At 46.5% G+C, this 15,607-nt stretch carries 13 protein-coding genes; 7 read left to right on the top strand and 6 right to left on the bottom strand.

The window, feature by feature from the left end; genetic code table 11:
- The first annotated feature begins 15 nt into the window (after positions 1-15).
- Both DXD65_RS04860 and ccsA read left to right on the top strand, forming a co-directional pair.
- On the top strand, positions 16-1,170 hold the full coding sequence (locus DXD65_RS04860; RefSeq protein ID WP_005823794.1) for a Rid family hydrolase: 1,155 nt from the start codon (positions 16-18) through the stop codon (positions 1,168-1,170).
- 28 nt (positions 1,171-1,198) lie between these two features.
- A complete protein-coding gene (gene ccsA, locus DXD65_RS04865; protein WP_005823791.1) occupies positions 1,199-3,250 on the top strand; it encodes a cytochrome c biogenesis protein CcsA in 2,052 nt (683 codons plus the stop codon).
- 431 nt (positions 3,251-3,681) lie between these two features.
- Here the strand turns inward: ccsA and DXD65_RS04870 are convergent, their stop codons facing one another.
- Together DXD65_RS04870 and DXD65_RS04875 are read right to left on the bottom strand one after the other, a co-directional pair.
- Positions 3,682-4,296 carry a response regulator transcription factor gene (locus tag DXD65_RS04870; protein ID WP_005823789.1) on the bottom strand — a complete coding sequence of 205 codons (615 nt, stop codon included), beginning with the start codon at positions 4,294-4,296 and terminating at the stop codon, positions 3,682-3,684.
- Positions 4,286-4,990, bottom strand: a complete 705-nt coding sequence (locus tag DXD65_RS04875; protein WP_008665531.1) for a hemerythrin domain-containing protein — start codon at positions 4,988-4,990, stop codon at positions 4,286-4,288. Before DXD65_RS04875 ends, DXD65_RS04870 begins: the two co-directional genes overlap by 11 nt.
- Positions 4,991-5,200: 210 nt before the next feature.
- On the opposite strand from DXD65_RS04875, the gene DXD65_RS04880 reads away from it, so the two are divergent.
- From DXD65_RS04880 to DXD65_RS04900, 5 genes are all read left to right on the top strand, one after another.
- Positions 5,201-5,563, top strand: coding sequence for a BlaI/MecI/CopY family transcriptional regulator (locus DXD65_RS04880; RefSeq protein ID WP_005823785.1), 363 nt, complete (start codon positions 5,201-5,203; stop codon positions 5,561-5,563).
- A gap of 29 nt (positions 5,564-5,592) precedes the next feature.
- On the top strand, positions 5,593-7,458 hold the full coding sequence (locus tag DXD65_RS04885) for a TlpA family protein disulfide reductase (RefSeq protein ID WP_005823784.1): 1,866 nt from the start codon (positions 5,593-5,595) through the stop codon (positions 7,456-7,458).
- A 50-nt stretch (positions 7,459-7,508) separates the two neighbouring features.
- Complete coding sequence (locus DXD65_RS04890; RefSeq protein WP_005823783.1) at positions 7,509-9,590, top strand: M56 family metallopeptidase; 2,082 nt, start codon at positions 7,509-7,511, stop codon at positions 9,588-9,590.
- 12 nt (positions 9,591-9,602) lie between these two features.
- Complete coding sequence (locus DXD65_RS04895) at positions 9,603-10,373, top strand: TlpA family protein disulfide reductase (protein WP_022401726.1); 771 nt, start codon at positions 9,603-9,605, stop codon at positions 10,371-10,373.
- A gap of 101 nt (positions 10,374-10,474) precedes the next feature.
- Positions 10,475-11,713: a carcinine hydrolase/isopenicillin-N N-acyltransferase family protein gene (locus tag DXD65_RS04900; protein ID WP_117887397.1), complete on the top strand. Its 1,239-nt coding sequence runs from the start codon at positions 10,475-10,477 to the stop codon at positions 11,711-11,713.
- Here the strand turns inward: DXD65_RS04900 and miaA are convergent.
- The 4 genes from miaA to DXD65_RS04920 all read right to left on the bottom strand — a co-directional run bounded on the left by miaA (position 11,689) and on the right by DXD65_RS04920 (position 15,605).
- Positions 11,689-12,594: a tRNA (adenosine(37)-N6)-dimethylallyltransferase MiaA gene (gene miaA, locus DXD65_RS04905; RefSeq protein ID WP_005823716.1), complete on the bottom strand. Its 906-nt coding sequence runs from the start codon at positions 12,592-12,594 to the stop codon at positions 11,689-11,691. The two genes, DXD65_RS04900 and miaA, sit on opposite strands and share 25 nt — an antisense overlap.
- A gap of 108 nt (positions 12,595-12,702) precedes the next feature.
- Positions 12,703-13,257: an IS1096 element passenger TnpR family protein gene (locus DXD65_RS04910; protein WP_005823714.1), complete on the bottom strand. Its 555-nt coding sequence runs from the start codon at positions 13,255-13,257 to the stop codon at positions 12,703-12,705.
- 48 nt (positions 13,258-13,305) lie between these two features.
- Positions 13,306-14,082, bottom strand: coding sequence for an acyl-ACP--UDP-N-acetylglucosamine O-acyltransferase (gene lpxA, locus DXD65_RS04915; RefSeq protein ID WP_005823711.1), 777 nt, complete (start codon positions 14,080-14,082; stop codon positions 13,306-13,308).
- A gap of 137 nt (positions 14,083-14,219) precedes the next feature.
- On the bottom strand, positions 14,220-15,605 hold the full coding sequence (locus DXD65_RS04920; protein WP_005823709.1) for a bifunctional UDP-3-O-[3-hydroxymyristoyl] N-acetylglucosamine deacetylase/3-hydroxyacyl-ACP dehydratase: 1,386 nt from the start codon (positions 15,603-15,605) through the stop codon (positions 14,220-14,222).
- Positions 15,606-15,607 lie beyond the last annotated feature (2 nt).

Genomic DNA, 15,607 nt, shown 5'->3' on the forward strand with positions numbered 1-15,607 from the left:
TAATTGATATTTAATATGAAAAATAAACAACAACAAACTAATCAATTGGAGAATACCTTAACCGAAATCTTTAAATATGAGGTAGAAGCGGGTGTTTCGGAATATCATGTAATGATTCATGCCACCAGACCGGAAGCGACTTATGAAGAACAGCTGAATGCGGTGGTCGACACTTACTGCCAACTACGTGAAAGTGAGCTACAAGGTGCTGTTGCCATCTTTAAACGCTACTTTCTAAGTGACGCCGCCAATCAGGCAGATATGCTACTGGCGCTTTCGGCAGAATGTTCGGATTGTGCACTCTCCGTGGTAGAGCAGCCGCCGTTGAACGGTACAAAGATTGCACTGTGGGTCTATCTGCAGAAAGGTGTGGAAACACAGGTACTTCATAACGGATTGTTCGAAGTGAGACATGGCGCCTACCGTCACCTTTGGGGAGGCGGCTCTTTCAATCGTGCCGCCAATTCGGAATACCAGACCCGTCTGCTGTTGAATGACTATGTGATGCAGCTGATGGAACAGGGCTGCAAGCTGGCTGATAATTGCATACGTACCTGGTTCTTTGTACAGAACGTGGATGTGAATTATACCGGAGTGGTGAAGGCGCGTAATGAGGTGTTTGTTACCCAGGACTTGACGGAGAAGACTCATTATATTTCCAGTACCGGTATCGGTGGCCGTCATGCCGACCCAAAAGTGACGGTTCAGATGGATACTTATGCTGTAGATGGTTTGAAATCTGAACAAATTCACTACCTTTACGCACCGACACATCTGAATCCCACATACGAATACGGTGTGAGTTTCGAGCGAGGTACGTATGTGGATTATGGCGACCGTCGCCAGGTGTTTATTTCGGGTACTGCGAGCATCAATAATAAAGGTGAGGTGGTATATCCCGGGGACATTCGCAAGCAGACGGAACGTATGTGGGAGAATGTGGAGGCTTTGTTGAAAGAGGCTGGCTGTACGTTTGATGATTTAGGACAGATGATTGTTTATCTGCGGGATGTTGCTGACTATACCGTGGTCAAAGGAATGTATGACGAGCGTTTTCCGGATACTCCGAGAGTGTTTGTATATGCTCCCGTATGTCGTCCGGGTTGGCTGATAGAGATGGAATGTATGGGAGTCAAGTCTTTAGAAAACAAGGAGTTTGCTCCATATTGATTTTTTACTTTTAATTGATAGCTCTTAATTGAAAAAGTTTCTCATAGCTGTTTATGGTTGTTTGCTGCTCTTACTTGCTGCAACTACGTTTGTAGAGCAGACATACAGTACGGATTTTGTAGAAAAGCATGTTTATCATACGATTTGGTTCTGTTGTTTGTGGGGAGCCCTTGCTGCGATGACTGTTGTTGTGCTTGTAAGACAGCGGTTGTGGCGGCGTCTCCCGACGTTGTTGTTGCATGGCTCCTTCCTCGTGATTTTGGCGGGAGCCATGACTACGTTTCTTTGTGGCCGAAAAGGATATGTGCATCTTACTGTCGGCAGTGAGGTGAACTGCTTTTTGGAACAAGACGGCAGGCAGGTTGTAGAGTTACCGTTCACCTTACGTCTGGACAGTTTCCGGATTGAGTACTATCCGGGTACGGATGCTCCTGCAGATTATATCAGCTATATTCACGGTGAGACGCCCGTCTCCATGAACCGTATTCTTTCACGGCAGGGGTTTCGCTTTTATCAGTCTTCCTTTGATGAGGATATGCAGGGGAGCTGGCTGACAGTGAATTATGACCCGTGGGGGATAGGGATTACCTATAGTGGATACCTCTTGTTAGGTGTCTCCATGCTCTGGATGCTGGTCAGCCGGGGCGGAGAGTTCCGCAGGCTGCTGAGGCATCCGTTGTTGAAGAAGGGAGGAATGTTTGTTCTATTGTTGCTGTGTCTGGGAAGTGGGGTACATGCGCAGAAGAGAAGCCTTCCGGCACTGGCACGCAAGCAGGCGGATAGTCTTGCCCGTAAGCAGGTGATTTATAATGACCGTGTGGTTCCTTTCAATACCCTTGCGCGCGATTTTGTACTGAAACTGACGGGAAAATCGTCTTATGGAGGCATGACGCCGGAGCAGGTGATTGGCGGATGGCTTCTGCGTCCGGAGGTTTGGCAGAATGAGCCGATGATTTATATCAAAAACGAGGCACTCCGTCGCCTGCTTCATTTGGAGACACCCTATGCATGTCTGGCTGATTTGTTCGACGGTGAGAAGTATCGCTTGCAGAAGTTCTGGAAGGGGAAGCAAGACCATCATCAGAAAATGACTTCTCTGGAAAAGGCCATTGTAGAGGCGGATGAAAAGGTGGGACTGATTTTGATGCTCCAAAATGGTACATTGATTCGTCCTTTGCCGGAAGACGGGAGTGTGGAGCCTGTTTCCGATACTAAAATACAAGCCGAATTGCTGTATAACCGTATTCCTTTCAGCAAATTGCTGTTCATGTTCAACCTTACGGTGGGGATGCTGGCTTTCTTCCGTCTGCTGTATCGCGGCCTGCGCCGTTCGTCGGCATTGTCAGACTCTTCCGGTAGGATTGTAGCGCTCTCTTTCTCTTCGCGTTTGGCAGATACTTTTTTCCCGTTTTCTCTTTATGCGGCGTTTCTCTTTCAGCTCTTCGGGTATGGTCTGAGGTGGTACATCGGCGGGCGTATCCCGTTGGGTAATGGATACGAAACGATGCAGTTCATGGCATTGTGTGCGCTGTTCCTGGCTTGTCTGTTTCGGCGGCGCTTCCCGTTTATGGTGCCTTTCGGTTTTTTGCTGTCCGGTTTTGCCTTACTGGTGTCCTATTTGGGACAGATGAATCCCCAAATCACTCCCTTGATGCCCGTGCTCGTTTCTCCGTGGCTCAGTACGCATGTGTCGTTGATAATGATGTCTTATGCTTTGTTTGCCTTTATGATGCTGAACGGCATACTGGCATTGTGTCTTCGCCGTTCAGCCCGGATGTTGATGCTGCTCAGCCGATTGCTGCTTTATCCCGCCGTTTTCTTTTTGGGAGCCGGCATTTTTCTGGGTGCGGTTTGGGCCAATGCTTCTTGGGGGCGTTATTGGGCTTGGGACCCGAAGGAAGTATGGGCGCTGATTACCTTTATGGTTTATGGAGCGGCGTTCCATGCGCGCAGCCTGCGCATTTTCCGCAGTCCGTTATTCTTCCATATCTATATGATTGTTGCCTTTCTGACAGTCCTGATGACCTATTTCGGGGTGAACTACATCCTTGGAGGAATGCACAGCTATGCCAATGCCTGATTTGTGGGTGGTTCTACCTATTTATGATGACAGACTTGTTTTATTATACCTAATTTAAGTGATTGCGTACTGTCTGCCGATGCCTTATCTTTGCAACATCAGATTTGAATGAATTAGTTAGTCATAATTACGTAACCACTTTTATGAAGATAAAAGGATCCCCGCTTCCCGATGTGATATCGTGAAGCGGGGATTTGTGTATGGCGTGACGGATACTGTGGGTAAGGTTGGATAAGGATACTTGTGGGGCATAAAGAGTCATAGGATGGGGAGGGATGACATAGGGGATGAGCTTTGTCTTCAAGCACAAGATAAACCTTAATCAATAGGCAGAGGGCTTTTCCCGTATGGAGGAGCATACTTTTGCAAGGGATTCATCCGGTTTTTCCCTATAGGCCGCAGCGGGTAGGGAAACGGTTGCCGGAAGAATCTTATAGAGAGTCCTTGATGTCGCTCAATTCTACCAGCTTGTTGACAATAGCGTAGATGGTGAGCCCTGCCGGAGAATGTATCTGCAGTTTGCGTGCAATGTTACGGCGATGGGTAATGACGGTATGGATGGAGAGGTAGAGTTTGTCGGCGATGGCTTTGTTGGTCATGCCCTTCACAACGCAGGTGATGATTTCCTTTTCGCGCTGGCTCAGGGTTTCTTGTTCGCTGTCTTTTTCCTCTTCCTCCTCGGTGTGTAGCAAGTGGTTGATTTTGGAGGCGATGACATCTACGTCATCGCACATGGCGAAGTTCTCGTCATATTCCTTCAATATGTTGTTGTCGATGACGGAGCATACCATAGCAATGTACTTGATACCGGATTTTCCGTGTTCTGCCTTGAAGGCGGGCAGGTCGAACCAGCCACCGAAAGTGGGGTTGATGATGATAATGTCTGCCGGATGCATGTGAATGTAGTTCTGCAGCGATTCCGGAGAAGAAACCTCAATAGGGTGTGCATTCAAGTTGGGAATACGCTTCAAAACAGCCGTCAGGCCACTCCGGATGATGACCGAAGTTTCTGCAATGACAATCTTCAAAGAAGTATTATTGTTCATTTTTCAGTTTCCTTTCTATTTGCGCTACGGCGGGAACAAACATATAATCTTCTACCTGGCAGTGGGTGGCAAGGTCTTGTTCGCAGTTGAATATATCGAACAAGACCGCATTCAGGAGATTGTTGTTCTCCTTTTCCGGGTAGTATTTGATGATGATGTTCTTCAGCTCTTTCAGTTTGGTATCTATCTGATTATGTTTGCTGGCAAAAGTGGCAATGTTGTATTCATCCGATAGGTTGCCTTGGAGTAATTGCTCTACATAGGTGAATACGGCCTGGTTTTCATATTCCATGTGGCGGCGTACCTCCTTGGCATATTCATCGAAGAACTTCAGGATGAGGTAGGCTACATCGTTTGTACTGGAACAATCGATGGCTTCGATGAGTTTGCGGCGGATGGCCGGCAGGTTGAAGTCGAGGAAATATGTGTGGGCACGCTTCAGATAATCCATAAGGGCGGGAATGGAAAAATCACTTTCATTGCCGCTGTAAGAGTATTGTTCTTCGCTGATAAAGTTGGCTACGGCGAGGAATGTAGGGCAATCGACGCCTTGTGCTTCGCAGACGTCCTTCACGCTCTTGTCTCCGAATCCTAATGACAGTCCGAAGCGGCTCATCACCATTAATAAGGAGTAATTGTCACAGATGAGGTCGCTCATCTTGTCCGTGGAGCGGTACTTATGTTGCTCATTCATTGTATGTTATTGTTTTTAATTCTCTGATTCGTGCGCAAAGTAACGGCTTTTATCCGAGAACTGCAATCACTATTAGTAGGTATTTTGCTTGTCGGGAGACGGTTGGAGACTGGTGTTTGCCGAATAAACTAAAAGCTTTAGTTTTATTTAACGAGAGAAATTAGTTTTTGAACTAAATAATTTAGTTATTTGCGGAAAACAAAGAATGTTATGAAAGGATTGACTGCAAAAGAAGAAGAAATCATGGGCTTTTTCTGGGAAAAGGGACCCTTGTTTGTGAAGGAAATGCTGGCATTCTATGAAGAGCCGAAACCACATTTCAATACTTTGTCCACCATTGTGAGAGGATTGGAGGATAAGGGATTCCTGAGCCATCATACGTACGGCAACACGTATCAGTATTATGCGGTGGTCAGCGAGGAGGATTTCCGCAAGCGGACACTGAAGAACGTTATCAGCAAATATTTCAATAATTCCTATCTCAGCGCAGTGTCGTCTCTGGTGAAGGAAGAGGATATATCCCTGGAAGAACTGAAGCAGTTGATACAAGACGTGGAAAAGGGAAGGGACTGAGATTGTTGAGGCTCTAATAACTCTGGCTTATGAAAAACATCGGATTGGTTTGTTTGCTGCTGGTAAGTATTTGCTGCGGATTGCAGGCAAAGAAAATCGTAAAGGTACCCTATTTCATGGCATGCAATACGCGTAGCATTGAAGTGGAGCAAGTGACGCTTGGAAAAGATACGACCTGGCTGGCGGTGAGGCTTTATGGCATGCAGGGCGATAGGGTCAGGATTGATTCGACAGCTGTGTTGCGGGCATCCGGAAAGGATTACGGATATTTGGGAAATACCGGTTTTGCCAGGGATGAATGGACGCATATTCCCGCTTCCGGTGAAATGACTGCTGTTTTGAAGTTTAGTCCGCTTCCGATGGATACTGAGAGCTTTGATTTTGTAGAGACACCGGACAGTGATGAAGGATGGGTAATTTATGGTATACAGCTCAACGGAGAGAAACCTCGGGTGGATATTCCCGAACGTTTGCGGAATAAGAAACCGGATGAGGTTTTGCCATTGCCCGGACCGGAATTGAATATGGGAAAGACTGTCATAAAGGGGCAGATATTGGGGTATAAACCGGAGTATGGAGTGACGTTACGCTACTATGACTCGCCTTGGTTCTTCATGTATTTCACCGGTAAGGACTTGAAGATAGCGGAGGATGGCACGTTCCGTTATGAGACAGAGGTGCTGTTGCCGAGCGGTGCTACGCTGTGGATATCCCGTTCGAAAATAGAATTGTTTCTCGTTCCGGGTGGAGAACTGGATGTCACAATCAATCTGCCTGAAATATTCTATTCGCAAAGCCGTCTTTTAAGCCGGAAAAGGGATGGTGTAACGGACAACTGTGTTTGGTTTGAAGGAGACTATGCCGGTCTGAATACCGAGTTGCTGCGGTTCGGTGAAATGAAAAGCTTATCGGGAGCTGATGATTTTTATGCAGATATTTGTGGGATGACTCCGCAGGCATATAAAAAGTATCTGTTCAGGCATTATGAAGATATGCAAAAGAAACTTGTAAAAAACAAGGATATGAGCCAGGCTTGCCGTACTTATATCCGGGCAAATCTGGATATGAATCTGTTCAGCCTTATCTATAATTACAAGAGTAACCTTAGTTATGCCCCGATGCTTTCGGGCAGGAAGGGGGTGAAAAGGGCGGACATGACGGTGGACAGTACCTCATACTTCAAGGAAATACTGCAACTGGATATTCTGCATACCCCCGAACAGAAATATTACAATTATTATACGGACTTTGTGAAGACCGCTACCGGAAATTTCCGGGATAAGTTTGTGCAAGACCCTCTTTGGCCGGACATGCTTCTTGCCGGGCGTGCTTCCCGTAATCTGAGCAAGTACATGCCTTTGACTGAGGAAGAGCGTCGGACGGTGGACAGCATCGCTTCTCCCGACCTCAGGCAATTGTTCCTGATGAGAAACGGGAGGATTGAAGCCGAACTGAAATCAGAGTTGGAAGCTACTAAGGGAAAGACCGGATATAAGATTGTTGAGGTGGAAAAGGAGGTAGCGGCAGACAGTTTGTTGCAGGTCATTACTCGTCCTTATCGTGGCAAGATGGTACTGGTGGATATGTGGAACACCTGGTGTGGTCCTTGTATGCGGGCCATGAAAAGCCTGAAACCGTTGAAAGAGGAGCTGAAAGAGGTGGTTTATCTATATATTGTCGACGAAACATCTCCTGAAGGAAAATGGAAAGTAATGATACCGGATATACCCGGTATTCACTGTCGCATTAGCAATGAGCAAAGTACGGCATTGGCAAAGCTGTACGAATATCCGGGTATCCCGACCTATTTCGTCGTGAACCGTGAAGGAGATATTTCCTACAAAGCAACCGGATTTCCCGGAGTGGAGATGCTACGGAATGAACTGACCAAGTAACTGTAAATAGTAAATAGTAAATCGTAAATCCCTAAATAGTAAATAATTCCATGGGTCTGTTTTTTGTTTATATACTCAAATCTTCTGTTTGCCTGGCGATATTCTATTTGTTTTATCGCTTGTTGCTGGCACGCGAGACGTTTCATCGTTTCAACCGTTTTTCATTGTTGGGCATTTTGCTGTTGTCCTGCCTATTGCCTTTGGTAGAGGTAAGTGTGAAGCAGGAGACGGAAGTGCACCAGACGATGCTGACATTGGAGCAGTTGCTGATGATGGCAGATGCAGTGAATGCCACTGAGGCCGGAGCAAGGGCTGAAACGGCAACAGTCACCTGGATACAAGTGGCGCTGCTTGTCTATCTGGCAGGAATCGTTTTCTTTGCCTTCCGCAACGTATATTCGTTGGTACGGTTACTGATGTTGCTGAAATCGGGTAAAAAAGAGGATATTGGCAGCTACTTACCGGGCAGGAAAGAGCGCGTTACTTTGATTGTACACAACTGTGACATCGCTCCGTTCAGTTGGATGGGATATATTGTCATTTCACGGAAAGACTTGGAGGAGAACGGACGGGAAATCCTTATCCACGAGCTTGCCCATATCCATAACCGCCATTCCTGGGACTTGCTGGTGGCTGATGTCTGCATTTTCTTTCAGTGGTTCAATCCGGCATCATGGCTCCTGAAGCAGGAATTGCAGAATATCCATGAGTTTGAAGCGGATGAAACGGTGATAAAGGAGGGTGTGGATGCAAAACAGTATCAACTATTATTAATAAAAAAAGCTGTCGGCACAAGGCTCTACTCTATGGCCAACAGCTTTAATCACAGTAAACTTAAAAAACGTATCACTATGATGTTAAAAGAAAAATCAAGCCCGTGGGCACGTTTGAAGTATCTTTATGTACTTCCGGTAGCTGCCATTGCAGTGACAGCTTTTGCCCGTCCCGAAGTCTCCGATAAAGTGGAGAAGATTTCAAGCGTCAAAGTTAACGATTTGGCTGCAATTGTAGAAACAAAAGTGGCGGAAAGTGCAGGTGACACTACGAAGCCTGCCGATGTGAAGTATGTACCGGCGGAAGTCCGCAAGCGGTTGAAGGGAACTCTGGTCTTCGAGGTGGCAGAGGAGATGCCGGAATTTCCCGGCGGCGGAATGAGTGCTTTCATGGATTATATCAAGACGAATATGCGTTATCCGGCATCTGCCAAAGAGAACGGTACGCAGGGACGGGTCACTGTCCAGTTTGTGGTGGATGAAGATGGAAGCATCAAGGACTCCAAGGTGCTCCGTTCTGTGGATAAGGATATGGATGCCGAGGCGCTGCGATTGATAAACACTATGCCGAAGTGGAAGCCGGGGAGACAGAAGGGGCAGCCGGTGGCTGTGAAATTTACGGTGCCGGTGATGTTCAGGCTGGACGACGACAAACTTGAAAAAACTTCTTCTGCCAATGGTATTACAGTTGAAGGATATGCAGGTAATGGGAAAGAGCCATTGTATATTGTGGATGGAAAAGAGGTGACGCCATCTGTCATGAGTGCATTGAATCCTGATAAGATAGAACGTGTAACGGTTTTGAAAGATAAATCTGCCACGGATTTATATGGAGAAGAGGGACAGAATGGCGTTGTTCTGATAACCCTGAAACAAGGAACTCCGGGTATGGTTATCCGCCGGGGTAATGAGGTGGCAGAGAATGCTAAAGTACAGCATAAGAGTAGTCTTGATTTAATAAAGACTGTCTATATTGATGGAGAAAAGGTTGACTTGGGTACTAAAACTATCGATGATTTAATACCTGCCGAGAATATTGAGGGTATTGAGGTGAAGAAAGAGGCAGGTGGAAAAGGTGAGATTTACATCACTACTAAAAAAACTAAAGCTGTAGAAAAGACCATTGCCAAAGGCAATATGAAAGTGGAAGGCAAAGTGGTGGATGAGCAGGGTGAGCCTGTTATCGGTGCGGCTGTTCTGATAGAAGGTACCACTACGGGAAGCGTTACCGATGTCAATGGCAATTTTGTCCTTTCTGTACCTTCTAAGGATGCTGTATTGGTTGTTTCGTATATAGGCATGGCTACCGGCAAAGTGAAGGTGCAGCCCAAGCTTACGATTACGCTGAAAAGTGAATAGTCTCTAACAACTATGATAAGGAAAATTCTCTCTTTGTTTCTGATTCTGGTAGCTGTGGGGGCAGGGCTTTGCTCTGCCCAGACAGCCGGTAAGAAATATTATTTGGTGGGCGGGCTTTTCTTCGAAGGCATGCCGCCTGGTGTGGGTTCGGACAACGTGGCGGCTTTCATAATACATGAGGACGGCGCGAGACACGAGGTTACGGAACTCCGCTTGCGCAAGGGCATTGTGCTGTCTGAGGAGGTGAGAGAATATGCTACTCCTGCCGACGAGGTGCCTGGTGCGGAAGCTTTCTTGATGAGTTACCGTGGAGGAACGGGGAAGAAGTTGCCGATAGGCGGTGCCGTACAGACTTTGAAGAAGGAAGAATGGATAGGAAAGGCTTTTCCGGAATTCAAAGTGAAAGACACAGAAGGACAGGAATGGAGCAAGGCCGATGTGACGGGACGTCCTATGGTCTTGAACTTCTGGTATACCGGCTGTGGTCCTTGTATCCGTGAAATGTCGGAGCTGAACAAATGGATAGAAGTCTATCCTGATGTAACCTATCTTGCTACGACTTTTGACAGTGCTGTACAAATAAAGAAAATTGTAGAGAGCCGTCCTTTCCTCTTTACCCAGATAGCCGATGACTTGTTTTTCTTCGAGACCTTTCATGTGAGTGGTATGCCGGTCACTATACTGGTGGATAAGAAAGGCATTATCCGTCATATAGAACAAGGTACTGGAACTGCGAAACTTCGGTATATGCAGGATAAGTTGCAGAAACTTGTCAGCGAATAATTCTTTCCTGATGAATAGGGGATAAGGATTTCAGAGGATTTCTTTTGCCCTTTCACAGATTATCATACCTTTGCGAATATAAATCTAAGGAAGGCAAGGTTATGATAAAACATCTTTTTTTAATATGGGGACTGCTTGCGGCACTCACTGCTGAGCCGGTTCTGGCTTGTACATCTGCCGTCGTTTCTGGAAAGGTTACTCCTGACGGCCGTCCGTTGCTATGGAAAAACCGTGATACGGACTATCTGCGAAATCATGTTGCTTATATAAAAGGGGAGAAGTATAACTTCATTGCCGATGTGAATAGTGCTAACTTTCCTGCCTTGAAAGAGGCATGGATGGGTACAAACTCCGTTGGTTTTGCCTTGATGAACACCCAATCCTACAATCTGGTGGAAGTGAAAGATGGGGAAGAACGGGGGGCAGCCAACGGGAGGATTATCTACCGTGCCTTGGAGGTTTGTGCCACGGTGGAGGATTTCTGCCATTTCCTCGATACCATTTCCAAGCCCAGCTTGATAGAGGCCAATTTTGGCGTAATCGACGCTCAAGGCGCTGCCGCCATGTTTGAGGTGGATTATTATAAATATACGATGTATGATGCCAATAATCCCAAAGATGCTCCTTACGGCTACATTGCCCGTACCAACTTCTCTTTTGCCGGTGAAGTGAATCGGGGGGCGGGTTATGTGCGCTATATGGAGGCAGACCGGGTACTGATGAGAGCTTCTGCAATGGGGGGAATTACGCCGCAGGGTATCTTCAATGATCTTTCACGTTCGTTTCGCAATGGCATGCTCGATATTGATTTGAAGAGCGGGAAGTTTAATCGCCCGCAAGGTTCCGGTTGGTTTGTCGACCAGGATTTTATTCCCCGTAACAGCACTTCTTGTTCCATTGTGGTGCAGGGCGTAAAACCGGGTGAGAAGGCGGAACTTACTACGATGTGGACAATGCTGGGATATCCTCCTACGGGTATTGCCGTGCCGCTTTGGGTGAAGGATGCGGATAGACTTCTGCCTCCGATGGTATGTTGGGACAAGGCGTGTGTCGCCGCTCCGCTCAGTGATTGGTCACTCCGGCTTTCCAACAATGTCTTTTGTTACAATCAGGGGATGGGAACCAATCGTTATCTGAATTGGGAAAAACTGTACAATATGGAGAATAATGGCTATATGCAGCAGCTTGTTACGGTAGAGGCAGAGGTGTTTCGCCGTACATGCCTATTGTTGGACAGCTGGAGACAGCAAGGAAGCATTGATTCTCAAGAAATGCAGAAGCTTTATCAAGATGTGGAAGCACTTGTCCGAAAGGCTTATACGCCTTTGATGGAACAATGACAGTATTCCAGTATTTCCCCTTCCTGCTCCGGGTGGAACCAGTGGATTTCCTCGTCTCGTTTGAACCAGGTCATTTGCTTACGGGAATAGATGCGTGAGTTCTGCTTTATCTTTTCGATGGCAAAGGGTAATGTCCATTCACCATCCAGGTACTTGAATATTTCTTTGTAGCCTACTGTATTTAGGGAATTTAGACTTTTATGCGGGTAGACCATGCGCGCTTCTTCCACTAAACCCTCTTCCACCATTTGGTCCACCCGGCAGTTGATGCGTTCATAAAGCTCTTCCCGGTTACGTGTTAATCCTATTTTGATGATACGGAAGGGGCGTTCTTTCTTTTGTTGAGTGCGGAAGGAAGTGTAGGCCTTTCCCGTCATGTAGCAGATTTCCAAAGCATGGACTACGCGTTTGGGATTCTTCAAATCTACTATTTTGTAATATTCCGGATCCAACAGCTTAAGTTCCGCACAAAGTCTTTCCAGACCTTCTGTTTCGTATTTGTGCAGCATGAGCTGGCGTGTATCGGCATCTACGGTCGGAATGTCGTCAATTCCTTTACAGACTGCATCTACATACATCATTGAGCCTCCGGTCAGCAGTACGGTGTTATGCTTTGTAAACAGGTCTTCCAGCAGCTTCATCACTTCCGCTTCGTATTGGGCGGCACTGTAATAGTCTGTCAGCTTCAGGGTACCGACGAAGTGATGCTGTACCCGTTGCAGTTGCTCCGGTGTAGGGGCAGCCGTGCCTATCTTTAAATCTGCATAGAGTTGTCTCGAATCGGCCGAGACGATACAAGTATGGAAATGTTCTGCCAATCGGAGGCTGAGCTCTGTTTTGCCTACTCCGGTGGGACCGATAAGTACGATTAGGGTGTGCATGCGGGTAAAAAAATAGGCACGGATTACGCGGATTACACGGAATATTCAATAACAACCGTGTGTTTCCGTGTAATCCGTGCCTAAAAGAAATCTGTATGGTATGTCTGTTTAATATTTCTCTTCTTCAAAGGAGTTTCCGGCTTCGTCCAAACCGCCGAAACCCTCTTTGTCGAAATCTTCCATATCGAAGTCCTGGTCGCCGTAAAAGTTTTCGTCCAAATCAAGGGAACCGCCAGCAGCTGCCATCTCTTCAAAATCAATGGTCTGCTTGGGAGCTTCACCTGCTTTCTTGGTGCATTTGGCTCCTTTCATTTCCTTTCCGGTAATGATTTCAGAAAGCTCGATGAAGAAGCAGCGCTCAGTCATATAATCGAATACATAGAGAAGTTTCTGCTTCTCGTCTTCAACCAGTTCGCTCAGCTGGGTCTCTTTCATCACCCAACTGTCCATTTCCGGATTGTCATCCATTTCTTCCAGCGTAATTTCTTTCTCTTTCTCCCAGTCATCATCGCAAATGAAGAAAGACGTCATTTGGTCGTTAGTGTAGCCTGCCGACTTTAGAATCGCTTCATGGAAGTCATAAAAGGTAGCTTCCGGGTCTATCTGTATTTCTCTGACAAAATCGTCCACCTCATCAGAGATGATTGTAAATCTGTAGATCATGATGATTTATAATTTATGATTTCTGACTTTGTGTAAATCATACGTTTTTCATTTTCCTGCGGGGATAATGCCGCGGGCTGATTCACGTATAAAGTTTACGATATAGCTTATTTCCGGTGTCATTTCCATTTCATCCTCGATTTTCTTCAAGGCATCCGTATTGTTCAGACCGCCTTGATAGATAATACGATAGGCATCATGGATTTTCTCAATGGTCTCGTTGGAGAAGCCACGGCGGCGTAACCCTACCACATTGATTCCCGCATAGCAGATAGGCTCGCGTCCGGCAATGATGTACGGTGGGATGTCCTTGCTGAAACGGCAACCGCCTTGTATCATTCCATAACCGCCCACATGGCAGAATTGGTGCATCAGTACATTGGCGCTGATGATGGAATAATCGTCGATGACAATTTCACCCGCCATTTTTGTAGAGTTGCCAATGATACAGCTGTTGCCTATCAGAGCATCGTGGGCCACGTGTACACTTTCCATCAGGAGATTGTTGTTACCGACGATGGTTCTGCCTTTGGCAGCTGTACCGCGGTTGACAGTTACGTTTTCACGTATGATATTGTTGTCTCCGATTTCAGCAGTGCTTTCCTCCCCTCTGAACTTTAAATCCTGGGGAATAGCACCGATAACGGCTCCCGGGAAAATGGTGTTTCCATTGCCGATGCGTGCACCGTACAGAATGTTGACATTTGCCATAATCTTGTTGTTATCACCGATTACCACATTCTTGTCAATGAAAACAAAAGGAGCAATCTCTACGTTTTCCCCGATTTTGGCTTCGGGATGAATATACGCTAAGGGACTTATCATATTATTTACGATTTAGCTATTTACGATTTACGATTGAGAATACTTGCGATTTACTGTATATACGATTTTATCCGAATGTGATAATTCTCACGAATAATTTGAATCGTAAATCGTAAATAGTCTAATCGTAAATTTTATTATTTGTTCTTAACTATTTGCGCCATAAACTCTGCTTCGCAGACAACTTTTTCGCCTACAAACACATAGCCTTTCATGGTAGAGATGCCGCGGCGTATGGGGGCCATCAGCTCTACACGGAAGATGAGGGTATCTCCAGGTACCACTTTCTGGCGGAATTTCACACCGTCAATCTTCATGAAGTAGGTGGAGTAACGTTCCGGTTCATCCACTGAATTCAGAACAAGCAAACCTCCCGTCTGTGCCATTGCCTCTATCTGCAACACACCGGGCATTACGGGTTCCTGCGGGAAGTGTCCCTGAAAGAAAGGTTCGTTGGAAGTTACGTTCTTGACACCTACAATGTAGTTGGCACCTATTTCTATGACTTTGTCCACCAATTGCATCGGGTAACGGTGAGGCAGAAGTTCGCGGATGCGGTTTACATCCATAATCGGTTCGCGGTTGCAGTCGTAGGTAGGGGCTTGTATTTCGTGCAAACGGATTTCCTTGCGCATCTGGCGGGCGAACTTATTGTTGATAGTGTGTCCCGGGCGGGTAGCGATGATACGGCCCTTGATGGGCTTGCCTATCAAGGCCAGGTCACCGATGACATCAAGTAACTTGTGGCGGGCGCATTCATTGGGCCACACCAAAGGTTTGTGGTTGATATATCCCAATTGTTTGGCGTCCATATGAGGAACACCCATCACGTCGGCCAGCTTGTCATAGTTCTCCTGGGACATTTCGCGTTCGTAAATAACAATCGCATTGTCAAGGTCGCCGCCCTTGATAAGACCGGCTTGCAGCAACGGCTCAATTTCGCGTACAAACACGAAAGTACGGCTTGCGGCGATTTCATCCTTGAACTTCGTCATGTCCTCCAGCGTTGCAAACTGGTTGGGGAGGATGTTGGAATCGTATGATACCAATACATTCAAGCTGAAGTTCTCGTCCGGCAACACGATGATGGAAGAGCCGGTTGTTTCGTCACGGAATTCAATTTTGGACTTGATGATATAGAAATCTTTTACGGCATTTTGTTCTACAGTGCCTACGCGCTCTATTTCGTTGACATAATATTGGGCGCTTCCGTCCAGAATGGGAAATTCCGGTCCGTTTACCTGTATCAAGCAGTTATCGATACCCAATGCATAGAGGGCTGCCATACCATGCTCCACTGTGCTCACCTTTACTCCGTTTTTGGAGATTACAGTTCCACGGGTAGTTTCGGATACGTTGTCTGCAACGGCATCGAAGGTAGGCTGTCCTTCCAAGTCGATACGTTGGATTTTGTATCCATGGTTATCCGGAGCAGGATTGAAAGTAACGGTTAGGTCAAGTCCCGTATGAAGACCTTTTCCACTAAGCGAAAAGCTATCTTTTAGAGTCTTTTGTTTTAACATTG

Source organism: Bacteroides sp. 4_1_36 (assembly GCF_003466325.1).
Lineage (GTDB): Bacteria > Bacteroidota > Bacteroidia > Bacteroidales > Bacteroidaceae > Bacteroides > Bacteroides uniformis.

Excerpts from the sequence above, each read along its gene's own strand:
- DXD65_RS04860 (WP_005823794.1), top strand. The coding sequence starts at position 16 with ATGAAAAATAAACAACAACAAACTAATCAATTGGAGAATACCTTAACC.
- DXD65_RS04870 (WP_005823789.1), bottom strand. The coding sequence starts at position 4,296 with ATGAACAATAATACTTCTTTGAAGATTGTCATTGCAGAAACTTCGGTC.
- DXD65_RS04875 (WP_008665531.1), bottom strand. The coding sequence starts at position 4,990 with ATGAATGAGCAACATAAGTACCGCTCCACGGACAAGATGAGCGACCTC.
- DXD65_RS04880 (WP_005823785.1), top strand. The coding sequence starts at position 5,201 with ATGAAAGGATTGACTGCAAAAGAAGAAGAAATCATGGGCTTTTTCTGG.
- DXD65_RS04885 (WP_005823784.1), top strand. The coding sequence starts at position 5,593 with ATGAAAAACATCGGATTGGTTTGTTTGCTGCTGGTAAGTATTTGCTGC.
- DXD65_RS04890 (WP_005823783.1), top strand. The coding sequence starts at position 7,509 with ATGGGTCTGTTTTTTGTTTATATACTCAAATCTTCTGTTTGCCTGGCG.
- DXD65_RS04895 (WP_022401726.1), top strand. The coding sequence starts at position 9,603 with ATGATAAGGAAAATTCTCTCTTTGTTTCTGATTCTGGTAGCTGTGGGG.
- DXD65_RS04900 (WP_117887397.1), top strand. The coding sequence starts at position 10,475 with ATGATAAAACATCTTTTTTTAATATGGGGACTGCTTGCGGCACTCACT.
- miaA (WP_005823716.1), bottom strand. The coding sequence starts at position 12,594 with ATGCACACCCTAATCGTACTTATCGGTCCCACCGGAGTAGGCAAAACA.
- DXD65_RS04910 (WP_005823714.1), bottom strand. The coding sequence starts at position 13,257 with ATGATCTACAGATTTACAATCATCTCTGATGAGGTGGACGATTTTGTC.
- lpxA (WP_005823711.1), bottom strand. The coding sequence starts at position 14,082 with ATGATAAGTCCCTTAGCGTATATTCATCCCGAAGCCAAAATCGGGGAA.
- DXD65_RS04920 (WP_005823709.1), bottom strand. The coding sequence starts at position 15,605 with ATGTTAAAACAAAAGACTCTAAAAGATAGCTTTTCGCTTAGTGGAAAA.